Source organism: Sphingomonas segetis (assembly GCF_009720245.1).
Classification (GTDB): Bacteria; Pseudomonadota; Alphaproteobacteria; order Sphingomonadales; family Sphingomonadaceae; genus Sphingomicrobium; species Sphingomicrobium segetis.
Map to the genome: position 1 here is coordinate 1 of NZ_WJSQ01000004.1, position 22,275 is coordinate 22,275.

The 22,275-nt window shown below is 66.1% G+C and carries 23 protein-coding genes and 1 pseudogene; 20 read left to right on the forward strand and 4 right to left on the reverse strand.

The window, feature by feature from the left end:
* The coding region (locus GH737_RS00875) for a TIM-barrel domain-containing protein (protein ID WP_155262976.1) at positions 1 to 2,132 on the forward strand (2,132 nt) is incomplete at its 5' end.
* Here the strand turns inward: GH737_RS00875 and GH737_RS00880 are convergent.
* The 3 genes from GH737_RS00880 to GH737_RS00890 form a co-directional block, all read right to left on the reverse strand.
* Positions 2,122 to 2,694 carry a 5-formyltetrahydrofolate cyclo-ligase gene (locus GH737_RS00880; RefSeq protein ID WP_196232905.1) on the reverse strand — a complete coding sequence of 191 codons (573 nt, stop codon included), beginning with the start codon at positions 2,692 to 2,694 and terminating at the stop codon, positions 2,122 to 2,124. The genes GH737_RS00875 and GH737_RS00880 overlap by 11 nt on opposite strands.
* A gap of 202 nt (positions 2,695 to 2,896) precedes the next feature.
* Entirely contained in the window at positions 2,897 to 3,229 is a 333-nt protein-coding gene (locus GH737_RS00885; protein ID WP_155262978.1) for a cell division protein ZapA, read from the reverse strand.
* Complete coding sequence (locus GH737_RS00890) at positions 3,229 to 3,405, reverse strand: hypothetical protein (protein WP_155262979.1); 177 nt, start codon at positions 3,403 to 3,405, stop codon at positions 3,229 to 3,231. The genes GH737_RS00885 and GH737_RS00890 overlap by 1 nt, the downstream gene beginning before the upstream one ends.
* 117 nt (positions 3,406 to 3,522) lie before the next feature.
* Between GH737_RS00890 and tkt the strand changes: the two genes are divergently transcribed.
* The 7 genes from tkt to GH737_RS00925 all read left to right on the forward strand — a co-directional run bounded on the left by tkt (position 3,523) and on the right by GH737_RS00925 (position 11,586).
* The gene (tkt, locus tag GH737_RS00895; RefSeq protein ID WP_155262980.1) at positions 3,523 to 5,511 is read left to right on the forward strand and encodes a transketolase; all 1,989 of its coding nucleotides are present in this window, start codon (positions 3,523 to 3,525) and stop codon (positions 5,509 to 5,511) included.
* Positions 5,508 to 6,515, forward strand: coding sequence for a type I glyceraldehyde-3-phosphate dehydrogenase (gene gap, locus GH737_RS00900; protein WP_155262981.1), 1,008 nt, complete (start codon positions 5,508 to 5,510; stop codon positions 6,513 to 6,515). Before tkt ends, gap begins: the two co-directional genes overlap by 4 nt.
* A 151-nt stretch (positions 6,516 to 6,666) precedes the next feature.
* Positions 6,667 to 7,872 carry a phosphoglycerate kinase gene (locus GH737_RS00905; protein WP_155262982.1) on the forward strand — a complete coding sequence of 402 codons (1,206 nt, stop codon included), beginning with the start codon at positions 6,667 to 6,669 and terminating at the stop codon, positions 7,870 to 7,872.
* Positions 7,869 to 8,288 carry a VOC family protein gene (locus tag GH737_RS00910; protein ID WP_155262983.1) on the forward strand — a complete coding sequence of 140 codons (420 nt, stop codon included), beginning with the start codon at positions 7,869 to 7,871 and terminating at the stop codon, positions 8,286 to 8,288. The genes GH737_RS00905 and GH737_RS00910 overlap by 4 nt, the downstream gene beginning before the upstream one ends.
* Positions 8,289 to 8,302: 14 nt before the next feature.
* Positions 8,303 to 9,202: a fructose bisphosphate aldolase gene (locus tag GH737_RS00915; protein WP_155262984.1), complete on the forward strand. Its 900-nt coding sequence runs from the start codon at positions 8,303 to 8,305 to the stop codon at positions 9,200 to 9,202.
* Between the two features lie 2 nt (positions 9,203 to 9,204).
* A complete protein-coding gene (gene thiE / locus GH737_RS00920) occupies positions 9,205 to 9,876 on the forward strand; it encodes a thiamine phosphate synthase (protein ID WP_155262985.1) in 672 nt (223 codons plus the stop codon).
* Positions 9,877 to 9,930: 54 nt separating this feature from the next.
* Positions 9,931 to 11,586, forward strand: a complete 1,656-nt coding sequence (locus tag GH737_RS00925; RefSeq protein ID WP_155262986.1) for a DUF6065 family protein — start codon at positions 9,931 to 9,933, stop codon at positions 11,584 to 11,586.
* On the opposite strand, the gene GH737_RS00930 is transcribed toward GH737_RS00925, so the two are convergent.
* Positions 11,587 to 12,324, reverse strand: coding sequence for a DUF72 domain-containing protein (locus GH737_RS00930; protein WP_155262987.1), 738 nt, complete (start codon positions 12,322 to 12,324; stop codon positions 11,587 to 11,589).
* Positions 12,325 to 12,410: 86 nt separating this feature from the next.
* Between GH737_RS00930 and GH737_RS00935 the strand changes: the two genes are divergently transcribed.
* The 12 genes and pseudogenes from GH737_RS00935 to nuoG all read left to right on the forward strand — a co-directional run bounded on the left by GH737_RS00935 (position 12,411) and on the right by nuoG (position 22,193).
* A complete protein-coding gene (locus tag GH737_RS00935; RefSeq protein ID WP_230558547.1) occupies positions 12,411 to 13,022 on the forward strand; it encodes a M23 family metallopeptidase in 612 nt (203 codons plus the stop codon).
* A gap of 43 nt (positions 13,023 to 13,065) precedes the next feature.
* A complete protein-coding gene (gene efp / locus GH737_RS00940) occupies positions 13,066 to 13,629 on the forward strand; it encodes an elongation factor P (RefSeq protein WP_155262988.1) in 564 nt (187 codons plus the stop codon).
* Between the two features lie 3 nt (positions 13,630 to 13,632).
* Positions 13,633 to 14,445, forward strand: a complete 813-nt coding sequence (locus GH737_RS00945; RefSeq protein ID WP_155262989.1) for an inositol monophosphatase family protein — start codon at positions 13,633 to 13,635, stop codon at positions 14,443 to 14,445.
* A 76-nt stretch (positions 14,446 to 14,521) separates the two neighbouring features.
* The gene (gene ndhC / locus GH737_RS00950) at positions 14,522 to 14,899 is read left to right on the forward strand and encodes an NADH-quinone oxidoreductase subunit A (protein ID WP_155262990.1); all 378 of its coding nucleotides are present in this window, start codon (positions 14,522 to 14,524) and stop codon (positions 14,897 to 14,899) included.
* Positions 14,900 to 15,012: 113 nt separating this feature from the next.
* Positions 15,013 to 15,471, forward strand: a pseudogene (locus tag GH737_RS00955) (NuoB/complex I 20 kDa subunit family protein); the annotation flags it as partial.
* Positions 15,471 to 16,400, forward strand: a complete 930-nt coding sequence (locus tag GH737_RS00960) for an NADH-quinone oxidoreductase subunit C (RefSeq protein WP_155262991.1) — start codon at positions 15,471 to 15,473, stop codon at positions 16,398 to 16,400. The pseudogene GH737_RS00955 and the gene GH737_RS00960, both read left to right, overlap by 1 nt.
* On the forward strand, positions 16,397 to 17,653 hold the full coding sequence (locus GH737_RS00965; RefSeq protein WP_155262992.1) for an NADH-quinone oxidoreductase subunit D: 1,257 nt from the start codon (positions 16,397 to 16,399) through the stop codon (positions 17,651 to 17,653). The genes GH737_RS00960 and GH737_RS00965 overlap by 4 nt, the downstream gene beginning before the upstream one ends.
* A gap of 37 nt (positions 17,654 to 17,690) precedes the next feature.
* The gene (nuoE, locus tag GH737_RS00970; protein ID WP_155262993.1) at positions 17,691 to 18,383 is read left to right on the forward strand and encodes an NADH-quinone oxidoreductase subunit NuoE; all 693 of its coding nucleotides are present in this window, start codon (positions 17,691 to 17,693) and stop codon (positions 18,381 to 18,383) included.
* A 187-nt stretch (positions 18,384 to 18,570) separates the two neighbouring features.
* Positions 18,571 to 18,717, forward strand: coding sequence for a hypothetical protein (locus GH737_RS00975; RefSeq protein ID WP_155262994.1), 147 nt, complete (start codon positions 18,571 to 18,573; stop codon positions 18,715 to 18,717).
* Positions 18,717 to 20,042 (forward strand): NADH-quinone oxidoreductase subunit NuoF, encoded by a 1,326-nt coding sequence (gene nuoF / locus GH737_RS00980; protein WP_155263019.1) that lies wholly within the window; start codon positions 18,717 to 18,719, stop codon positions 20,040 to 20,042. The genes GH737_RS00975 and nuoF overlap by 1 nt, the downstream gene beginning before the upstream one ends.
* Positions 20,039 to 20,191: a hypothetical protein gene (locus tag GH737_RS00985; protein WP_155262995.1), complete on the forward strand. Its 153-nt coding sequence runs from the start codon at positions 20,039 to 20,041 to the stop codon at positions 20,189 to 20,191. The genes nuoF and GH737_RS00985 overlap by 4 nt, the downstream gene beginning before the upstream one ends.
* Positions 20,184 to 22,193 (forward strand): NADH-quinone oxidoreductase subunit NuoG, encoded by a 2,010-nt coding sequence (gene nuoG / locus GH737_RS00990; RefSeq protein ID WP_155262996.1) that lies wholly within the window; start codon positions 20,184 to 20,186, stop codon positions 22,191 to 22,193. The genes GH737_RS00985 and nuoG overlap by 8 nt, the downstream gene beginning before the upstream one ends.
* Positions 22,194 to 22,275: the final 82 nt, after the last annotated feature.

Below are 22,275 nucleotides of genomic sequence, written 5' to 3' on the forward strand. Positions count from 1 at the left end.
CGGTCCCGGCCGTGGTGCGGCACCAGCGCGTTCCCGTGCAGCAGGCGGTCGGCGGGTTCTGGACGCGCGCGCTCGGCGTGCGGATCGATCGCGCCACGCTTCAGCTGAGCGTGACCGACCTGCAGGGCCGGACGATCCTCGCCGATGGTCCGCACCCGGTCGCGTTCGACGGGTCGCGCTTCACGCTGACCAAGGCGCTGCCGCTCGGCGAGCGCATTTACGGGCTCGGCGACAAGACCGGGAATTTCGACCGGCGAGAACAGAGCTTCGTCGACTGGAACACCGACGCCTACGGCTTCAACCGCGCGACCGACCCGATCTACAAGTCGATTCCCTTCTACATCGCGACAGGTGCGGAGGGTGGCGCCTACGGGCTGTTCCTCGACAACAGCTGGCGCAGCTGGTTCGATTTCGGGCACCGCGACCCCTCGGCCATCGAGATCGGCGCGGATGGCGGGCCGATCGATTATTACATCGTCGCCGGGCCGAGCGTGCGCGACGTGGTGCGGCGCTACGCCGACCTCACCGGCAAGGCGCCGCTGCCGCCGCTGTGGGCACTGGGCTTCCAGCAGTCGCGCTACAGCTACATGAGCGCCGATGAGGTGCGGTCGATCGCGGCGCGGCTGCGCAAGGAACGGGTGCCGGCCGACGTGATATGGCTCGACATCGACTATCAGGACCGCAACCGACCGTTCACCACCAACGATAAGACCTTTCCGGACCTCAAGAAGCTCGCAGCCGACGTCGGCGAGCAGGGGTTCAGGCTGGTCGCGATCACCGACCTGCACGTCGCTTACGCCCCGAACCAGGGGTATGCCCCCTTCGACAGCGGCGCGGCCGGCGAGCATTTCGTGAAGAACGCCGATGGCAGCCTCTACGTCGCGCCCGTGTGGCCGGGCCCATCGGTTTTTCCTGACTTCACGCGGGCGGCGACCCGCGCATGGTGGGGGTCGCTCTACAAGGACTTCGCGGCCGACGGCATCGCCGGCTTCTGGAACGACATGAACGAGCCGGCGATCTTCGAAACGCCGACAAAGACCATGCCGCCGACGGTCAGGCATCGGATCGACAGCGACGATTTCGCGCGACGCACCGCGACCCACGCCGAAATCCACAACATTTACGGGATGGAGAACAGCCGCGCGACTCACGACGGATTGCTGAAGCTGCGCCCGAACCTGCGGCCGTTCGTAATGACTCGAGCGAGCTACGCCGGGGGGCAGCGTTACGCCGTCACCTGGACGGGGGACAACAGCTCGACCTGGGACCATCTCAAGCTCGCGGTGCAGCAGATGTTGAGCCTCGGCCTCTCTGGCTTCAGCTGGTCGGGGGCGGACATCCCCGGCTTTACCGGCGGCGCGTCGCCCGAGTTGGCCACGCGCTGGTACGAGATCGGTGCGTTCACGCCGGTGTTTCGCGCCCATTCCGCCAAGGATACGCCGCGCGCCGAACCGTGGGCGGACGGAGCGAAGCATCTCGCCATCCGCCGCAGGTTCATCGAGGAGCGCTACCGGCTGATGCCGTACCTCTACGCCGTCGCCGAGCAGAGCGCGCGCACCGGCGATCCGGTGATGCGGCCGACCTTCTACGACTATCCGGCGATGGAGAAGGCGCCGTGCGACCAGTCGATGGCGTTCACGCTCGGCGCCGACCTGCTCATCGCCGCTTCGCCAAAGCCGGAGTCGCCTTACCCCTATGATGTCTGCCTGCCGGACGAGGGCTGGTACGATTACTGGAGCGGGGCGCGGCTGAGCGGCGAGAAGGTAAGCGAAATGCCGCGGCTCGACCGCTTGCCGGTGTTCGTTCGGCCGGGGGCGATCATTCCCAGCCAACCCCTGGTCCAGAGCACGGCCGAGACTCCGAACGGGCCGCTCCGGCTCGACGTGTATCCAGGCGACGATTGCCGGGGCGAAATCTACCTCGACGACGGTGTCAGTATCCAAGGGTCGAGCCTCCGCCAGTCGGTGACCTGCACGGCGACCGCCAAGGGATTGTCGCTGCATTTCGGGCAGCGCGTCGGCAGCTATGCGCCGTGGTGGAAATCGATTTCGGTGACGGTGCACGGCGCTCGTGCGTTGACCATGACGATCCCCGACCAGCCCAACGCAGCGACCGTGGAAATCAGCGGCTGAACAGCTCCAGCCCGTCGGGAGACGCGAAACCGTCGAGCGGCACGTCCCACGCGTCCGCTGGTATCGCTTCCGTCAGGCGCTGCATTGCCCAACCGACTCCGATCAGGCGTGCGCCGCTCTTCTTGAGGCGGGTCAGGGCTCGGTCGTAATGGCCCTTGCCGCGGCCGAGGCGGGTCCCGGCGCCGTCGACCGCGATCAGCGGCACCAGGACGAGGTCCGGCTCGACGACCGGGTGGCGCCTTGCGGGCTGCATGATCCCGAACGGACCCGGCTCGAGCGGATCGCCGGCGATGAAGCGGAACGGCTTTGCGGGGTTGGAGAAGGAGGGGAAGGCCGCAATCGCGCCGACCGCGCGCGCTTCCTCCATCGCCAGCAGGGGGCTGATCTCCGAGCCGAGCGGGTGATAGCCGGCGACGACCGAAACTCCAGCGAACAGAGAGGTGAGGGTCTGCGCCAGTTTCTGCTCGAGCCGCGCCTTTGCGCCGTCGGATAGAGTGCGCACGAATGCCTTGCGCGCATCGAGCGCGGCGCGCCGGAGCGACTCCTTCGACAGCGGCTCCATTTCAGGCCGCGGTTCCGGAGGGCCGAAGGGGGGTGACGGGACCACCATGGCCGTTTGCCCTAAAATCCTCTGACGCCAAAACGTCAGGTGGGCGCCGATTGCTCCAAACCAGGGTCTGGAGCAGGGTCAGCTCCCAAGTGGATTTAATCGCCTCAGGGATTTTCCGAAGGCTCGCACCCGGCAGTACCCGTCGCCTTCCAATCTAGGGATTTGCAAGCTCACTCTCAAGCTGCGCCGCGAGCATTTCGATTCGATTGGCGAGCGCTTCGGCGCGCTCGACCAGTGCCGGGTCGGGCGGGGCAGGAGTGGCCGCCGCCGCTGCGGCATCCGGGCTCTTGTCGATCAGCTGGTCTGCGAGCAGCAGCGAGGCGAACAGGAACTGGCGCGCCTCCGACAAGGTGCCAAGCCCGGCGAGCGCCTCGCGGCTCTTGCCGTCGACCAGCCGCGCGGCCGCGCGCAGATTATCCTCTTCTCCCTCGCGGCACGCGACCTGGTAGCTGCGCCCGGCGATGGTGAGGTCGATCAGGCTGGCCATCAGGCGGCCGCCTGGCGGATGAGCTCGTCGAGCTCCTCGACCACCTCGCGGACCTTGGCGCGAAGCTCTTCGTCGCGGCCGCCCGGTTCGGGCTTGCGCGCGGCGAGTGCGTCCTGAATGCGCTCGATGGCCCGTTCGGCTCTGTCGAGCGCGGCTGAGAGACCCCCGTCATCCATTTGAATTCCGCTACGCACTTTAGTGATTCCGGGCAAGCGTTGACGCGGCACGGCTCACCGGACAAAGGCGGACACGGGCCGCCCATCCGGCGCGGCGCCGCAGCCTCGACGGAGCCTATGCAGCCGACCGACCGCCGCCTCGCAAACGCCATTCGCGCCCTCGCGATGGATGCGGTTGAAGCCGCCAACAGCGGCCATCCCGGGATGCCGATGGGAATGGCCGACGCGGCCACGGCGCTGTTCACGCGGCATCTGAAGTTCGATGCCGCCGATCCCCGATGGCCCGATCGCGACCGCTTCATCCTGTCAGCCGGTCACGGCTCGATGCTGATCTACGCCTTGCTCTACCTGACCGGCTACGACCGACCGACGCTCGACGACATCAGGCGCTTCCGCCAGCTCGGGTCGCCGACGGCGGGCCATCCGGAGAATTTCGAACTCGCGGGGGTGGAGGTCACGACCGGGCCGCTCGGCCAGGGGGTCGCGATGGCCGTCGGCATGGCGATCGCCGAGCGGCACCTCAACGCCATCTACGGCGACGAACTCGTCGATCACCGCACGTTCGTGATCGCCGGAGACGGCGATTTGATGGAGGGCGTGAACCACGAAGCAGTGGGGCTCGCGGGTCATTTGAAGCTCGGACGGCTCATCGTGCTGTGGGACGACAATGAGATCACCATCGACGGGTCGACCGCATTGTCGCGCAACGAGGACGTAGTCGCCCGGCATGGGGCCGCGCAATGGCATACGACCGAATGCGACGGGTTGGACGCCGACGATGTCGATCGCGCGATCAAGGAAGCCTTGGCGGACCCGCGGCCGAGCCTCGTCCGGTGCAAGACGATCATCGGCTTCGGGGCGCCGAACAAGCAGGGGACGGCGGCAACGCACGGCGCGGCGCTGGGCAGGGACGAGGTAGAGGCGGCGCGCGCGGAACTCGGGCTCGAGCCCGAGGAGTTTACAGTTCCCGGGGACGTGCTCACCGCCTGGCGCACGGCCGGCAAACGCGGGTCCATCGACCATGCGCAGTGGAAGGACCGGCTCGAACGAAGCCCCCGCAAGGACGAGTTCCTGGCGCGGCTGAACGGCAAGGTCAGCGATGCCTGGCTGCGGCCCTATCTCGACAAGCTACTCGCCGACCTCAAGCCGGTCGCGACTCGCAAGGCGTCCGAGATGGCGCTCGAGGCGATCAACGCCGCGATCCCGGCGACAATCGGCGGCTCGGCCGACCTCACCGGCTCGAACAACACGAAGACGACGGCGCTCGAACCGCTGACCGCCGAAAATTATGCCGGCCGCTACGTCTATTACGGTATCCGCGAGTTCGGGATGGCCGCGGCGATGAACGGGATGGCGCTGCACGGGGGCGTGATCCCCTACGGCGGCACCTTCCTCGTCTTCACCGATTACGCGCGTCCGGCGATCCGCCTCTCAGCCCTTCAGAATGCGCGCGTCATCTATGTGATGACCCACGACAGTATCGGGCTGGGCGAGGACGGGCCGACGCACCAGCCGATCGAGCACCTGCAAAGCCTCCGCGCGATCCCGCAGCTCGAGGTCTATCGCCCCGCCGACGCGGCCGAGACGGCGGAATGCTGGGCACTGGCGCTGCAAAGCGACGGGCCCTCGGTCCTCGCGCTGACACGCCAGAACGTCCGCCCCCTGCGCACCGAGGTGGTCGGCGAAAATTTGTGCGCTCGTGGGGCTTACCGCCTAAAACATGCTGAAAACGCACGGAAAGTCATTTTTCTCGCGACCGGCTCCGAGGTCGAGATTGCGCTCGACGCGGCGGCGCAGCTTGAAGCTCGGGGGATCGGTGCCGATGTGGTCTCCATGCCGTGCACCGAGCGCTTCGACGCGCAACCCCGGGAATATCGCGAAAGCGTGCTTCCCGACGTCAGCAACCGCGATTTGCTTCGCGTCTCGATCGAGGCCGGAACGACCTACGGCTGGGAACGCTACACGGGATTGCACGGGCTCCGCATCGGCATCGACCGCTTCGGCGTCTCCGCGCCTGCGAAGGACGCCTACGACTTCTTCGGGCTTACGCCTGACAAGGTCGCCACGCGCGTCGCCGACTTCATGAAGAAAAGAGGAATGGAATGACGAGAGTTGCAATCAACGGGTTCGGGCGCATCGGCCGCCTGGTGGCGCGCGCGATCCTCGAGCGGCCCGATTGCGGGCTCGAGCTGGTCAGCGTCAACGACCTTGCCGACGCCAAGGCCAACGCGTGGCTGTTCAAGCACGACAGCGTCCATGGCAAGTTCCCGGGCGAGGTAAAGGCCGACGGCAACGACATCGTCGTCGACGGCAAGCGCATCCATGTCACGGCCGAGAGGGACCCGGCCGGGCTCCCGCATCGCGACCACGGCGTCGAGCTCGTGCTGGAATGCACCGGATTCTTCACCGACCGCGAGAGCGCGCAGAAGCATATCGATGCCGGCGCGAAGCGCGTGTTGATCTCCGCGCCGGCCAAGGGCGTCGACCTCACCGTCGTCTACGGCGTCAACGATGACAAGCTGACGCCGGAAATGACCATCGTCTCCAACGCGTCGTGCACCACCAACTGTCTCGCGCCCGTCGCCAAGGTGCTCAACGACACGCTCGGTATCGAGCGCGGGCTGATGACCACCGTTCACGCTTACACCAACGACCAGAAGATTCTCGACCAGATCCACAAGGACCTGCGCCGCGCGCGGGCCGCGGCGATGTCGATGATCCCGACGACTACCGGCGCAGCGCGCGCCGTTGGCGAGGTGCTTCCCGAACTGAAGGGCAAGCTCGACGGCTCCGCCATCCGCGTGCCGGTCCCGGACGGGAGCATAATCGACCTGACCTTCGTGCCCGGGCGCGAGACTAGCCGCGACGAGGTCAACCAGATCCTGAAAAGCGCGAGCGAGAGCGAGCGGCTGAAGGGCATCCTGGTCTACAGCGACGAGCCGCTGGTCTCCGTAGACATCGTCCACACGACCGCCAGCGCGACCATCGACAGCCTCGAGACGGCGGTGCTCGAGGGCAAGCTGGTGCGCGTGCTCAGCTGGTACGACAACGAATGGGGCTTCTCGAACCGGATGGTCGATACGGCGCACGCGATGGGGCAGCTTGGCTAGCCTCTGTCCTACACGCAGTATTTGCGACTAAGGGCTTTCGGATGGGCCATGCGGTTCAGCGTCACGGGAGCAAATCGGTCGTTTGTGTTCTGGTTCAGAGGTGTGTTTCCGAACGCACGTCAGTGCGAACATTCGTGAAGATTCGCTCGTCGTGAATGATTTCAGGACGCTCGACGACTTGCCGGACGACCTGGCGGGCAAGAAGGTGCTCGTCCGGGTCGACCTCAATGTGCCGATGGACGGAGCGAAGGTCACCGACGACACGCGGCTCCGCGCGATGTTGCCGACGGTGCTGGAGCTCAGCGACCGCGGCGCGATCGTGCTGCTGCTGGCGCATTTCGGACGCCCGAAGGGCGAGATTCGGGCCGACATGTCGACGGCGCAGCTGGTGCTTCCGATCCACCGGCTTGCGGGCCGGTCGGTGCGTTTCATCGAGGATTGCGCAGGGCCGGAGGCGGAGCGCGCGGTCACGACCATGCTTCCGGGAAATATCGGCGTGCTCGAGAATACCCGCTTCCACTTCGGCGAAGAGAAAAACGACCCCGAGCTTGCTCAAGCGATGGCGGCGCTCGGCGATTATTACGTCGACGACGCTTTCTCCGCCGCGCACCGCGCGCATGCCTCGACCGAGGGCATCACTCACTTCCTGCCGAGCTTCGCCGGCCGCGCGATGGAGGCGGAGCTGCGGGCACTGGGGCGTGCGCTCGGCGATCCCGAGCGACCGGTAGCGGCGGTGGTCGGCGGGGCGAAGGTCTCGACCAAGCTCGCAGTGCTCGGCCATCTCGTCGGCAAGGTCGATCACCTGATCATCGGCGGCGGGATGGCAAACACCTTCCTCGCGGCGCGCGGGGTGAGCGTCGGAAAGTCGCTGTGCGAGCATGAGCTGACGGGCGAGGCGAATGCGATCTTCGACCGGGCGGAGCAGGCCGGGTGCACGATCCACCTGCCGTACGACGTGGTGGTCGCGAAGGAGCTAACGCCCAATCCGTCGTCGGTCCGCACCTGCAACGTGCACGAGGTCCAGCCCGACGAGATGATCCTCGACATCGGCCCGGCCGCGGTCGAAGCGCTCGCCGATGTGCTCAAGACCTGCCGGACCCTGGTCTGGAACGGGCCGCTCGGCGCGTTCGAAGTGCCGCCGTTCGATGCCGCGACGGTCGCTCTGGCGCGGACCGCGGCGGCGCTGACCAAGGAGGGTTCGCTGGTGTCCGTCGCCGGCGGCGGCGACACGGTGGCGGCGCTCAACCGTGCCGGCGTGACGCAGGATTTCAGCTTCGTCTCGACCGCGGGCGGAGCGTTTCTCGAGTGGATGGAAGGGCGGACGCTTCCAGGCGTCGCCGCGCTCGAACAGGCATGATCAACATCCAGAACATCGACCATGTCGTGCTCCGGGTCCGCGACCTCGACACGATGATGCGGTTCTACATCGACGTGCTGGGTGCACGCGTCGAGAAACACCAGCAGATCCTCGGCCTTTACCAGCTCCGCGTCGGCACTTCGCTGATCGACTTCGTGCCCGTGGACGAGCGTCTCGGGCGAAGCGGCGGCGCGGCTCCGGGCAAGGAGGGCCGCAACGTCGATCACATCTGTTTCCGGGTGCTGCCGTGGGACGCCAAGACCGTGCTCGCGCACTTGCGCGAGCACGGCATCGAAGGCGAGATCGTTTCGCGCTACGGCGCGGACGGTCAAGGCCCGTCGGTTTACGTGACCGACCCCGAAGGGAACAATCTGGAGCTGAAGGGCCCGCCCTGGGCTCCGGTCCCAAAGCGCTGAAGGACGAGAAAGAGATGAATCGAGCGGACATGGAAGCGAAGATCGAACGCGGCGACGGATTCATCGCCGCGCTCGACCAGTCGGGCGGCTCCACGCCCAAGGCGCTCAAGGGCTACGGCGTCGAGGAGGGCGCGTGGTCCACCGACGAGGAGATGTTCGAGCTGATCCACGAAATGCGCTCGCGCATCATCACCTCGCCCTGCTTCGGAAGCGGCAAGGTGATCGGCGCGATCCTGTTCGAACGGACGATGGACGGCAAGGTCGACGGCAAGCCCACGCCGCAGGCGCTGATCGATCGCGGCGTCGTGCCGTTCATCAAGGTCGACAAGGGACTCGAAGCCGAAGCGGACGGCGTGCAGATGATGAAGCCGATGCCGGAGCTCGACGGGGTGCTCGAACGCGCCAGGCAGCTCGACGTGTTTGGCACCAAGGAACGGTCGGTGATCAATCTCGCCAATAGCGACGGGATCGCCGCGGTCGTTCGCCAGCAGTTCGACGTGGCCCGGCAGGTGCTTTCGCACGGCATGGTGCCGATCATCGAGCCCGAGGTGAACATCAAGAGCGCCGAGCGGGATGCCGCCGATCGCATCCTGCTCGGTTCGATTCTGGACAACCTCGACGCCATTCCCGAGGGCCAGCGCGTCATGCTCAAGCTCTCGATTCCCGCCGAGGCCGGACTGTTCAAGCCGCTGATCGACCATCCCAAGGTGCTTCGCGTGGTGGCGCTTTCCGGCGGCTTTTCGCGTGAGGAGGCGTGCCGTGAGCTGGCGCGGAACCCCGGAATGATCGCGAGCTTCAGCCGGGCGCTGCTCTCGGACCTGCGCCGGGACCAGGACGAAGCGCAGTTCGACGCGACTCTCGGCCGCGCGATCGACGAGATCTACGGCGCATCGGTTGCATCGGTGCCGGCCTGAGCGTGGACGAAGCCGAGTTCGACCCGATTCACTTCCCGGCACCCTCGCGCACGGAGCCCGCGAAGCTGTACCTGATCGGCCCGCAGCACGTCGGCGGCGGGTTTCCGGATCGGCTCAAGGCCGCGCTCGAGCCAGGCCTCGCAGCGGCTTTTCAGCTGCGCGTGAAGGACGTGGACGAGCATGAGCTCGCGCGGCTCGCCGAGCCTCTGCAGCGCATCTGCTCGGATGCCGACGTGGCGTTCATCGTCAACGACAGCATCAGCCTCGCCAAGCGCATCGGCGCCGACGGAGTGCATCTCGGCCAGTCGGATGGCGACGTGCGCGAGGCGCGGGCGCTGCTCGGCACTTCCGCACAGATCGGAAGGACCTGCCACGACAGCCGTCACCTCGCGATGGAGGCGGGGGAGCAGGGCGCGGACTATGTCGCGTTCGGCGCTTTCTATCCGACCACCACCAAGCCTTCCGAATACCGGCCGGAGCCGTCGATCCTGACCTGGTGGTCGACCGTGTTTGAAATCCCGTGCGTGGCGATAGGCGGAATCGCGGCGGACAATGCCGGTCCGCTGGTCCGAGCCGGAGCGGACTTCCTCGCCGTGTGCCAGGCCGTTTGGGGGAATAGCGATCCCGCGGCCGCCGTGCGCGCCTTCGACGACGTCCTCGCATCCTCGTCTTAGCTTGCGCGCCTAAGCGCCTGCGCTAGTCTTCTCGCCCGCAGGGGAGAGTTCAGCTTGGCGACGAAGAAGCCCGCGCCTGTAGCCGCCGAGCAGCCGTCGACGCTGGTGAAGCTCCACGCCCTCACCGACTATCCTCCGGAGGTACGGCCGGCGCGCGCCAAGCGGCAGTGGATGGACGATTTCCCCGACCGCCATGCCTACCGCTGCCTGCCGCTGTCGATCGCCAACGCTTCGGGGTGGGAAGTGCTGTGTCCGATCCCGATCGAAATCCGCTGGAACGGCGGCATGGCGGTCGAGGACATCCAGGTGATCGGGCTCAGGGAGCTGCCGGGCGGAGCAGACGTGGCGCATTTCTGCCGCTCCAATTTCTCGCGCGGGATCGTCACCTTCCACCTCGATTATCTGGTCGAAACAGAGCCGGGCTGGGGCGTCCTCGCGACCGGCCCGTTCAACGACCCCAAGGCGACTGCGGCGCCGCTCGCCGGGATCATCGAAAGCGACTGGCTGCCTTATCCCTTCACCATGAACTGGCAGCTGACCCAGCCGGGGATTACCCGGTTCGAGGAGAGGGAGCCGTTCTGCTTCTTCCTGCCGATCCCCAAGCGCACGCTTCCCAGCACCGAGCTGCAGATCCATCGGCTATCGGACGATCCCGAGCTGGAGGCGCGGCACAACCAGTTCCGCAACGCGCGCGACGAATTCATGCGGCGCTTCCACGCCGGCGAGCCGGAGGCGATCAAGGAAGCCTGGCAGCGGCATTATTTCGTCGGCCGCCATCCCGACGGCGTGCTGGCGCCCGAGCATCTCAACAAGCTGCGCCTCAAGGAGCCGGTGGATCTTCGCCCGCCGCGACAGCCCGCACCCGCGCGGCCGGTGCTGTCGATCCCGGACGGGCTGAAAACCGGGCCAAACCCGGCAATCCTGGCGAGCGCCGTCGAGCCGCCGAAGCCGGATTCGCGCTGGGGTGCGGATAGCCCGCTGAGCAGCATCGCGACCTATTCCGGAACGGTGGCGATCCACAGCCGCGCCAGCCTGGATGCGGAGGGCCGCTTCACGCCGGGACCGACCACCAAAGTTGTTACCACGCGCGTCGAGGCCGAGGCGCTGGGGCTGGATTTCCTGGTGGCGGACGGGCTGGTGAGCGAGGCGAAGTGCGAGCTTCTGGTCCGCACCTTCGAGGAGCTGCAGGAGCTGGTCTTCGGCGCATCCCACGACGCATCCCTCTGGGACAAGCGCGGGTTGTGGTACGCGGACGTCCTGAAGCACCGGCCGGAGGCGGCGAAGACGATGATGGCGGCTCTGGGACGCTGCCTCATCGAGATGAAGCGCTTCTGGAAGCTCAATGTGCCGATCTACGCAGACGGCCTGCACATGATGAGCTGGAAGGCCGGGCTGTTCATGCCGCCCCACGCCGACAACGCCTATCCGGACGGCAAGGCACACGAGCTCGCCTACCGCGACCTGTCCGGCGTGCTTTACCTGAACGAAGGCTTCGAGGGCGGGGAACTGTATCTCCCGGCGCAGGACGTGCTGGTGAAGCCCGGCACCGGAACTTTCGTGTCGATGACCGGCGGGTTCCACCACGAGCATGGCGTGGTGCGGGTGGAGAGCGGCCTGCGCGTCACCATTCCGTTCTTCGCCACATTCTCCAAGGAGCGGGGCGAGCCGGCGCTGGTCGAGCTGAGCGAGCGCGTGGCCGAGGTTAGGTGATCAGCGGCTCATCTGCCGGACCATCGATTTGAGGGTCCGCGCGTCCTCGATCGCGTGGCCGTGGATGTCGTTGTTGAAATAGCACCAGCAGGTGCGGCCCTCCCGCGCCTGCTCGATCAGCCAGTCGGTCCAGGAAAGGAGCCCCTCGTCGGAATAACGACCCCAATATTTTCCTTCGCCGCCGTGGAATCGGACATAGACGACCGGACCCAGCGCGATCCGCTCGCTCCGGGAACCGGGCATGTCGTGCACCACGCAGCCTGCGCCGTAGCGGTCGAGAAGCGCATAGGTCTCCGTCGCGTACCAGCTCTTCTCCCGGAACTCGAACACGCTGGTCACATCTTTCGGAATTATCTTCAGAAATGCCTCGAGGCGTTCGAGGTTGATCTTCATGCTCGGCGGCAGCTGATAGAGCATCGGTCCCAAGCGATCGTCGAGCCGCCGCACCGCGGCCATCATCCGCGCCATCGGCTCCTCGCAATCTCTGAGCTTCTTCGCCTGGGTGAGGAAGCGGTTCGCCTTCACCGCGTAGCAGAAGCCGGCCGGCGCCTGCTTGCGCCACTTGTCGAACGTGCCGCCGCTCGGCAGGCGGTAGAAGCTGTTGTTGATTTCGACCGTGTCGAATTCTTCGGCGTAGCGTGCGAACCAGCGCGTCTGCGGCAGGCCTTCGGGATAGAAGAGCCCGCGCCAGTGCTTGTACACCCAACCCGAGCAACCGATGCGGATTGGCTCACTCATCGCGCTGGGAAACGAACGGCAGTTGCATCGTTGCACCTCAACAACGCTTTTGTCGGAGAGTTGGGCTGAAATATCTCGCCACCGCATTGTTCGCCGCCGTGTTCACCGCGGTCGTCGTCAGCGCCTTCTGGATCTGGTTCTACAGCATCGCTCCCGAGCCGCGGGCGGAAGTCGCGCGCAGCGGCAGCGTGGTTGCGGTCAAGCCGGACAATGCGCCGCCGGTCGAGATCGCGCAGCAGGTGGTCGTCGGCCCTGCCGGGCTGGCTCTCCCGGTACTGGGGGTGAAGGCGACCGACCTCATCGATACTTACGATGCCGCGCGGGGTAGCGGGCGACGTCATGACGCCATCGATATCATGGCCGCGGAAGGGACGCCGGTGATCGCGGCGGCCGACGGCACGATCGAGAAGCTGTTCTTCAGCCGCGGCGGCGGCGGGATCACCATCTACGAGCGCGCGACCGACCCCAGTTGGATGTACTATTACGCCCACCTTTCGGCCTACGCGCCGGGCCTTGCCGAAGGGCAGAAGGTCAAGCGCGGGCAGGTGATCGGACGCGTCGGCCACACCGGCGATGCGAACGCATCGGCTCCCCACCTCCACTTCGCGATCAACCGCATGGCCCCTGGGGAGCGCTGGTGGGACGGAACGGCAATCAATCCATACCCGCTGCTTGCCGGGAAAAACACCAGCGGGTAGGAGCCGCGCGGCTCTTTCCCAACCTTTTCGGCACGAGACAGACATGAAAATCAGCGGCGTGGACATCCGTCCCGGCAACATCATCGAATATGAAGGCGGCATCTGGCGTGCGGTCAAGATCCAGCACACCCAGCCGGGCAAGGGCGGGGCCTACATGCAGGTCGAGATGAAGAACCTCATCGACGGCCGTAAGACCAACGTCCGCTTCCGCTCCGCCGAGACGGTCGAGCGCGTCCGGCTCGACACCAAGGATTTCCAGTTCCTGTTCCACGACGGCGACATGCTGACGTTCATGGACAAGGACAATTACGAGCAGATTTCGCTTCCCGAGGATTTGCTCGGCGATGCAGCGGAGTTCCTGCAGGACGGCATGGACGTCGTGATGGAGCTCTACAACGAAAAGCCGATCAGCGTTCAGCTCCCCGATCAGGTCGAGGCGACGATCGTCGAGGCCGACGCGGTCGTGAAGGGCCAGACCGCGAGCTCGAGCTACAAGCCGGCGGTGCTCGACAATGGGGTGAAGGTGCTGGTTCCGCCGCACATCACCGCGGGGACGCGGATCGTCGTCGACGTCTACAATCGCGAGTACGTCCGCCGCGCGGACTGATCGATGGTCGCTCACTCAGGCCTGATCACCGTGATGACCCGCGCCGCGCGCAAGGCGGCGCCGCGGTTGAGGCGCGACTTCGGCGAGGTCGAACAGCTCCAGGTGAGCCGCAAGGGCCCCGCCGATTTCGTCTCGATGGCCGACAAGCGCGCCGAGCAGACGATCGTCGAGGAGCTTCGCACCGCACGGCCCGACTGGGGAATGCTGCTCGAGGAAGGCGGCGAGATCGAGGGCAATCCGGCCAAGCCGCGCTGGATCGTCGATCCGCTCGACGGCACCACCAACTTCCTCCACGGAATCCCGCACTTCTCGATCTCGATCGCTGTGGAGGAGAAGAAGCCGGATGGCGGCACAGAAATCACCCAGGGTCTCGTCTACCAGCCGCTGACGGACGAGGGCTTCTGGGCGGAGAAGGGCCGGGGCGCGTGGCTTCAGGATGCGCGCCTCCGCGTCTCGGCGCGGCGCGAGCTTGCCGACTGCATTGTCGGCACCGGAATCCCGCACTGCGGACGCGGCGACGCGTCCAACTGGGCAAAAATCTATGCCGCCGTGGGACCGCAGGTCTCGGGTGTGCGCCGGTTCGGTTCCGCCGCCCTCGACCTGGCCTGGGTGGCCGCTGGCCGGATGGACGGTTTCTGGGAAGACGACCTCGACCTATGGGACACCGCAGCGGGGGTGCTGCTGGTGAAGGAAGCGGGCGGGTTCGTGACCGATTATCGCGGCGCCGACCGCGCCTTCGAGCGCGGCGAGTATCTCGCCGCTTCGGGCGCGATCCACAGCAAGCTGCAGAAGCTCGTTGGCGGAGCGGTTCGATAAGGCTCCAGATGTTGCGGCCCGCAACTCCCTGCCCTAAAGCGCCGCCAAGTTTTTCGAAGCCCTTGGAGTATCCCCTTTGGCCAGCGTTGCCGCAGGCTACCTGCCGATCCTCTTGTTCCTGATCGTTGCCGTCGGCCTCTCGGCTGCGTTCGTGGTGCTGCCGATGATCGTCGCGCGCTTCACCGGCGTGCACCAGCCCGACGCGGCCAAGCTCAGCGAATATGAATGCGGCTTCCCGGCGTTCGAGGACGCGCGCGCCGAGTTCGACGTGCGCTTCTACCTCGTCGCGATCCTGTTCATCATCTTCGACCTCGAGGCGGCGTTCCTGTTCCCTTGGGCGGTGAGCCTCGGCTTTACCAAATGGACCGGCTGGGTCGCGATGATGATCTTCCTCGTCGAGCTCGGCCTCGGGCTCGCCTACGCGTGGAAGAAGGGAGCGCTCGAATGGGAGTGATGCTCCGCGGCCCCGAAGACCGCATGCCGACCGAGGAGGAACTCGCGCGCATCTCGGGCCTCGTCCCGGGCGAGGTCGACCGCAAGCAGCTCGAAATCCTGCGCCAGTCGCTCAACGAAAAGGGGTTCATGGTCACCACGGCCGAGGACCTGTTCACCTGGGCCCGGACCGGCTCCCTGTGGTGGATGACCTTTGGTCTCGCCTGCTGCGCGGTCGAGATGATCCATGTGAACATGCCGCGCTATGACCTTGAAAGGTTTGGCGTTGCTCCGCGCGCCAGCCCGCGGCAGTCGGACGTGATGATCGTCGCCGGGACGCTGTGCAACAAGATGGCGGCGCCGCTCCGCAGGGTCTACGACCAGATGAGCGAGCCGCGTTACGTCATCTCGATGGGCAGCTGCGCCAACGGCGGCGGCTATTACCATTACAGCTACTCGGTGGTGCGCGGCTGCGACCGCATCGTACCCGTTGACATCTATGTGCCCGGCTGCCCGCCGACCGCGGAGGCGTTGCTGTACGGGATCATGCAACTGCAGCGGAAGATCCGCCGCACCGGAACGGTCGAGCGCTGATGGCCGTTCAGCTCGCCTCCCACGTCCCGAAAATGGCTTCGGACGACGGCGTCGTCGACGCGGCGAAGGCTGTGCTCGGGGATGCCTTGATCGAGGCGCACGACCTCGTCGGCGAAGTCACGCTGACCGTGAGGCGCGAGAGCATCGTCGAGGTATGCCGCGCGCTGCGCGACACGCCGGGACTCGAATATCAGCAGCTGATGGACATCGCCGGGGTCGATTATCCCGAGCGGCCGGAGCGGTTCGAAGTCGAATATCATTTGCTGTCGCTGACCAGGAACCGCCGCATCCGTGTGAAGGTGCTGACCGACGAGGTCACGCCGGTGCCGAGCATCGTTTCGCTGTGGCCGGTGGTCGGCTGGTTCGAGCGCGAGGCGTTCGACATGTACGGCATCATGTTCGAGGGCAATCCCGACCTTCGGCGGATCCTCACCGATTACGGTTTCGAGGGCTATCCGCAGCGCAAGGACTTCCCGCTGACCGGCCATGTCGAGCTGCGCTATTCGGAAGCCGAGAAGAGGGTGGTGTACGAGCCGGTGTCGCTGCCGCAGGATTTCCGCGGCTTCGACTTCCTGATGCCGTGGGAAGGACCGGAATATCGGCTTCCGGGCGACGAGAAGGCGACTGGCGAGGGGCCGGGCGCGCCGAGCCCCGCGCCGGCACCGGGCGGGACTGCGCCGCAGAATGTGAAGACGCCGGCCGAGACGCCCAAGACCACCGACAAACCGTCGGATACGGGCGGCGGCGCGCCTGCCGACGCGCAGGCGCAAAAGGAAGCGCGCAAGCCGCGCGCCGCAAAGGCGGCGAGCGAAGTCAGCAAACGCGGCAGTTCCCCGGCGAAGGCCGGGGTCCAGTCCAAGACGAAGAACGGCGCGAAAGCGCCGCCTGGGCCCCGGCCTTCGCCGGGGAACAGGAAGAATGACGCATGACCGACACCCGCACCCGCAAGGTCGAGGTCAATGTCGGCGCCGGCGGACAGGGCGCCGATCTCGCCACCGCGCGCGCCCCGGGCGACGACAAGCTCAACAATTACACGATCAACTTCGGTCCCCAGCACCCCGCGGCCCACGGCGTTCTGCGTCTGATCCTCGAACTCGACGGCGAGGTGGTCCAGCGCGTCGATCCGCATATTGGGCTTCTCCACCGCGGCACCGAGAAATTGATCGAGTACAAGACCTACGCCCAGGCGCTGCCCTATTTCGACCGGCTCGATTATTGCTCGCCGATGTGCATGGAGCACGGTTTCGTGCTCGCGATCGAGAAGCTGCTCGGGCTCGAGATCCCGCTTCGCGCCCAGTACATCCGCGTGATGATGGCGGAATTGACCCGCATCAAGAACCACATGCTCAACCTCGGCAGCCATATCATGGACGTCGGCGCGATGACGCCCAATTTGTGGCTGTTCGAGGTGCGCGAGGATTTGATGCAGATCTACGAGCATGTGTCCGGAGCGCGCATGCACGCCAACTATTTCCGGCCCGGCGGCGTGCGCGAGGACATCCCTCCCGCCGTCCTCGACAAGATCGGAGAGTTCCTCGATAACCGCCTGCAAATCTTCGAAGATGCGATCGCGCTGGTCGCCGACAACCGCATCTTCAAGCAGCGCAACGTCGACATCGGCATCGTCCGCCGCGACGACGCGATCGCCTGGGGCTTCTCGGGCCCGATGATCCGCGCCTCGGGCGTGCCGTGGGACATCCGCAAGGCGCAGCCCTACGAAGTCTACGACCGAATGGACTTCGAGGTGCCGGTCGGCACCAACGGCGACTGCTACGACCGATTCCTCGTCCGGTGCGAAGAGGTCCGCCAGAGCTGGAAGATCGCGCGCCAGTGCCTCAACGAGCTTCCGCCGGGTCCGATCGGCACCGACAGCAAGGTCTTCCCGCCCAGCCGCGCCTCGATGAAGACCTCGATGGAAGCGCTGATCCACCACTTCAAGCTCTACACGGAGGGCTATCACGTGCCGCCGGGCGAGGTTTACGTCGCGACCGAGAGCCCCAAAGGCGAGCTCGGCGTCTATCTCGTCGCCGACGGCACGAACCGGCCCTACCGCTGCCACATCCGCCCGACGGGCTTCTCGCACCTCCAGGCGATGGACTTCATGATGAAGGGGCACATGCTGGCGGACACCACCGCGATCCTGTCGGCGATCGACGTCGTGTTCGGGGAGGTGGATCGGTGACCTTGCTCTTGCTGTCTCCCGGCGAGTGGAGGAACTGATGTCCGGGCAGGCAGGCATCCTCGACAGTCCCGAGCAGCGCGCGCGCTGGGAAGGCTTCCGGTGGACCGACGAGAACGCGAAGGCCGCGAAGGAGATCGTCGCGCGCTATCCCGAGGGGCGGCAGATGTCGGCCTCGATCCCGCTGCTCGACCTGGCCCAGCGGCAGGTGGGTGCGGAAACGAATACGCAGGGGTGGCTGCCGATCCCGGTCCTGGAGTTCGTCGCGAAAGAGCTCGACATGCCCTACGTCAGGGTGCTCGAGGTCGCGACCTTCTACACCATGTTCAACCTCGAGCCGGTCGGCCGTTTCCACGTGCAGGTGTGCGGAACGACGCCGTGCATGCTGCGCGGCTCCGACGACGTGTTCGAGGCCTGCTACAAGCGCGGGCTGAGGAAGGGCCACACGACCGAGGACGGGCTGTTCACGCTGAGCGAGGTCGAATGCCTCGGCGCCTGCGCCAACGCGCCGATGGTCCAGATCAACGACGACAATTACGAAGATTTGACCCAGGAGAGCATGACCGCGATCCTCGACGCGCTCGCGACCGGCAAGACGCCCAAGCCCGGTCCGCAGATCGATCGCCAGACCAGTTGCCCGGTTGGCGGGCCGACCACGCTCAAGAAAATGGCCGAGCGCAACTACGATTATCGCCCGCTGTGGACGCCGACAGCAGGGGAGGGCGCGCAGTGACGACCACTTCTTTCGCCATTCCCGCGAAAGCGGGAACTCAAGTCGTGTTTTTGCACACGAAGGCGCGAAGGGGAAAAGAGAAGGCACGAAGAGCTTGCCGCCAATCGCACCTTCGTGGCTTCCTTCCTTCTTCGTGCCTTCGTGTGGAAAATTTTGGTTGCCGCTTCGCGGCGGCGGGACTCGCGGCATGATCGGCCTCGTCATCGCCGTGATCATCGCAATTCTCCTCGTGGGGCTGCTGCTGAAACTGCTCAAGATCGCGATCATCGTCGCGCTGGTGGTCGGCGGGCTGATGCTGGCGCAGAAACATTTCGGCCAGAAGCGGATCAAGTGATGGGCTACACCGGACCGCTCGCGGACAAGGACCGCATCTTCACCAACGTCTACGGCTTCCAGTCGCCGTTCCTGAAGGCAGCGCAGCAGCGCGGCGATTGGGACGATACGGCGAAGCTGATGCAGGTCGGACAGGACCCGATCATCGACGCGATCAAGGCGTCGGGGCTTCGTGGGCGCGGCGGCGCCGGCTTCCCGACGGGGATGAAGTGGAGCTTCATGCCCAAGGAGCCCAAGCCGGGGAAGCCCAACTTCCTGGTGATCAACGCCGACGAATCCGAGCCCGGGTCGTGCAAGGACCGCGAGATCATCCGCCATGACCCGCACAAATTGCTCGAAGGCGCGCTGATCGCGAGCTTCGCGATGCGGGCGCGCGCGGCCTACATCTACATCCGCGGCGAATTCATCCGTGAAACCGAGGTGTTACGCAAAGCCGTTGCGGAATGCTATGAGGTGGGGCTGTTCGGCAAGAACGCGGCCGGAAGCGGTTACGACTTCGACTGCTTCGTCCACCGCGGCGCCGGAGCCTACATCTGCGGCGAAGAAACGGCGATGCTCGAGAGCCTCGAGGGCGGAAAAGGGTGGCCGCGGCTCAAGCCGCCGTTCCCGGCCGGTGCGGGCCTCTACGGTTGCCCGACCACCGTCAACAACGTCGAGAGCATCGCGGTCGTGCCGACCATCCTCCGCCGCGGCGCGAGCTGGTTTTCGAGCATCGGGCGCGAGAAGAACGAGGGCACCAAGCTGTTCCAGCTGTCGGGCCACATCAACACGCCCTGCGTCGTCGAGGAATCGATGGGGATCAGCTTCCGCGAGCTGATCAGCCGCCACGGGCACGGCGTGCGCGGCGGCAAGAATGCCGACGATTTCAGCAATTTGATGTGCGTCATTCCCGGCGGCTCTTCGGTACCTCTGGTGCCGGCCGAGCAGATCCTCGATGCGCCGATGGACTTCGACGGGCTGAAGGCGCTCGGCTCGGGCCTTGGCACGGCGGCGGTGATCGTGATGGACAAGTCCACCGACGTGGTCCGCGCGATCAGCCGCATTTCCTATTTCTACAAGCACGAGAGCTGCGGCCAGTGTACTCCGTGCCGTGAAGGCACCGGCTGGATGTGGCGGGTGATGGAGAAGATGCGCACCGGCGATGCCGAGGTCGAGGACATCGACAAGCTGCTCGACGTCACCAAGCAGGTCGAGGGCCACACCATCTGCGCGCTCGGTGACGCCGCCGCCTGGCCGATCCAGGGCCTGATCCGCCACTACCGACCCGAGCTCGAGCGCCGCATCGCCGAGCGCAGGGGCCGGACAATGCTGGAGGCGGCGGAATGAGCACCCAGACCATCATCATCATTATCGCGATCGTGATGATCGTCGTGATCGCCTTCGGCGGGCTGCGCCGTGGCGGCCCGCGCGTCACGCAGATCGACCGCACCGTGAAGCGGAAGAAGGACGAACCGGAGGACCGCGGCGATGCCTAAGGTCACCGTCGACGGCGTCGAGCTCGAGGTCCCGCAGGGCGCGACCGTGCTCCAGGCCTGCGAGCTCGCGGGCAAGGAAATCCCGCGCTTCTGCTACCACGAGCGCCTGTCCATCGCCGGCAATTGCCGAATGTGTCTGGTCGAGGTCGCTCCGGGGCCGCCCAAGCCGCAGGCGAGCTGTGCGCTTCCCGCCGCCGACGGCCAGGCGATCCGCACCGACACGCCGATGGTCAAGAAGGCGCGCGAAGGGGTGATGGAGTTCCTGCTCATCAACCACCCGCTCGACTGCCCGATCTGCGACCAGGGAGGCGAGTGCGACCTGCAGGACCAGGCGATGGCCTACGGCCGCAGCTTCTCGCGCTTCGAGGAGAACAAGCGGGCGATCGACGACAAATATATGGGGCCGGTCATCAAGACCTCGATGACGCGCTGCATCCAGTGCACGCGCTGCATTCGCCTCGCCGAGGAGGTCGCAGGGGTGCCGGAAATCGGCATGCTGTACCGCGGCGAGGATTCGCAGATCACGACCTATCTCGAGCGGACCGTGACCAGCGAGTTGGCCGGCAACCTCGCCGACGTGTGCCCGGTCGGAGCGCTCCTGCAGAAGCCGCACGCGTTCGAATTCCGCCCGTGGGAGCTGCGGCGGGTGCCCGGGATCGATGTCATGGACGCCGTCGGCTCCAACATCCGGCTCGACGTCCGTCAGCGCCAGGTGATGCGCATCCTGCCGCGCATCAACGAGGACGTGAACGAGGAGTGGATCCACGACAAGACGCGACATCATGTGGACGCCCTTGTCCGCAACCGGCTAGACCGGCCGTGGATGCGTGAAAAGGGCAGGCTTCGCGAGGCGAGCTGGACCGAAGCGCTGGAGATATTCGGAAAAAGGCTGAAGAAGGCGGGAAGCAAGGTCGCGGCGATTGCCGGCGACCTGCTCGATGCCGAGACGATGTATGCGGCGAGGAAGCTGCTCGAAGGGCAGGGGTCAACCCTAATCGAAGGGCGGCAGACCGGGCTCACCTACGATTGCACGAGCCTGTCGGCGGTGGCGTTCAACTCGACCATCGCAGGGATCGAGACGGCCGATGTGGTACTGCTGGTCGGATCGAACGTCCGCTGGGAAGCGCCGCTGGTTGCCACCCGCGTGCGCAAGGTGGCGCGCAAGGGCGGCAAGGTGTTCGCCGTGGGCCCACAGGTCGACCTGGGACTGAAGGTCGAATGGCTCGGCGATGATCTCAAGCTGCTCGGCAAGCTGCCCAAGCCGGTGACGGACGCGTTCGCCAAGGCGGAACGGCCGGCTGTGATCCTCGGGCCCGGTGCGCTTGCGGCGGGCGGGCTTGGCGCGGCGCTTGGGCTCGTTCAGCCGCTTGGGTTGATCAAGGGCGAGTGGAACGGCTTCAACGTCCTCCACACGTCCGCTTCGCGCATGGCGTCTCTGGTGCTCGGTTTTGCGCAGCCGAACGGCCTTAACGATATCGAAGCGGCGAAGCCCGAGCTGGCGCTGCTGCTTGGCGCCGACGAAATGCCAGCCGATCGGCTGGAGGGCGCCTACAAGGTCTATATCGGCCACCACGGCGACAATGGCGCGCGGCAGGCGGACCTCGTGCTTCCGGGCGCAGCCTATGCCGAGAAGCATGGCACCTACGTCAACACCGAAGGGCGGGTGCAGCGCGGCGAGAAGGCGGCCTTCCCGCCGGGGCAGGCGCGCGAGGATTGGGCGATCCTTCGTGCGGTGTCCGAGCTTGCCGGAAAGACGCTGCCGTTCGACAGCTTCGGCCAGCTCCGCCAGCAGATGGTCGCGGAGTTCCCGCAGCTCGGCCGCGACGGGTTGATCGACCTCGCGTGGGCGCCGCCTAAGCTCGACTCCAAGGCCGAAGGCCCGATCAGCTACTCGATCGCCGATTTCTTCCTGACCAACGCGATCTGCCGCAACAGCCCGACCATGCGCCGCTGCTCCGAGGAGCTGGTGCAGGGCCTCCATTACGAGGAGGCGGCCGAGTGAAGCTGGACTGTTCCCCGGCGAAGGCCGGGGCCCAGGATTTATTTGTTCGCTGGACCCCGGCCTTCGCCGGGGTACGGGAGCG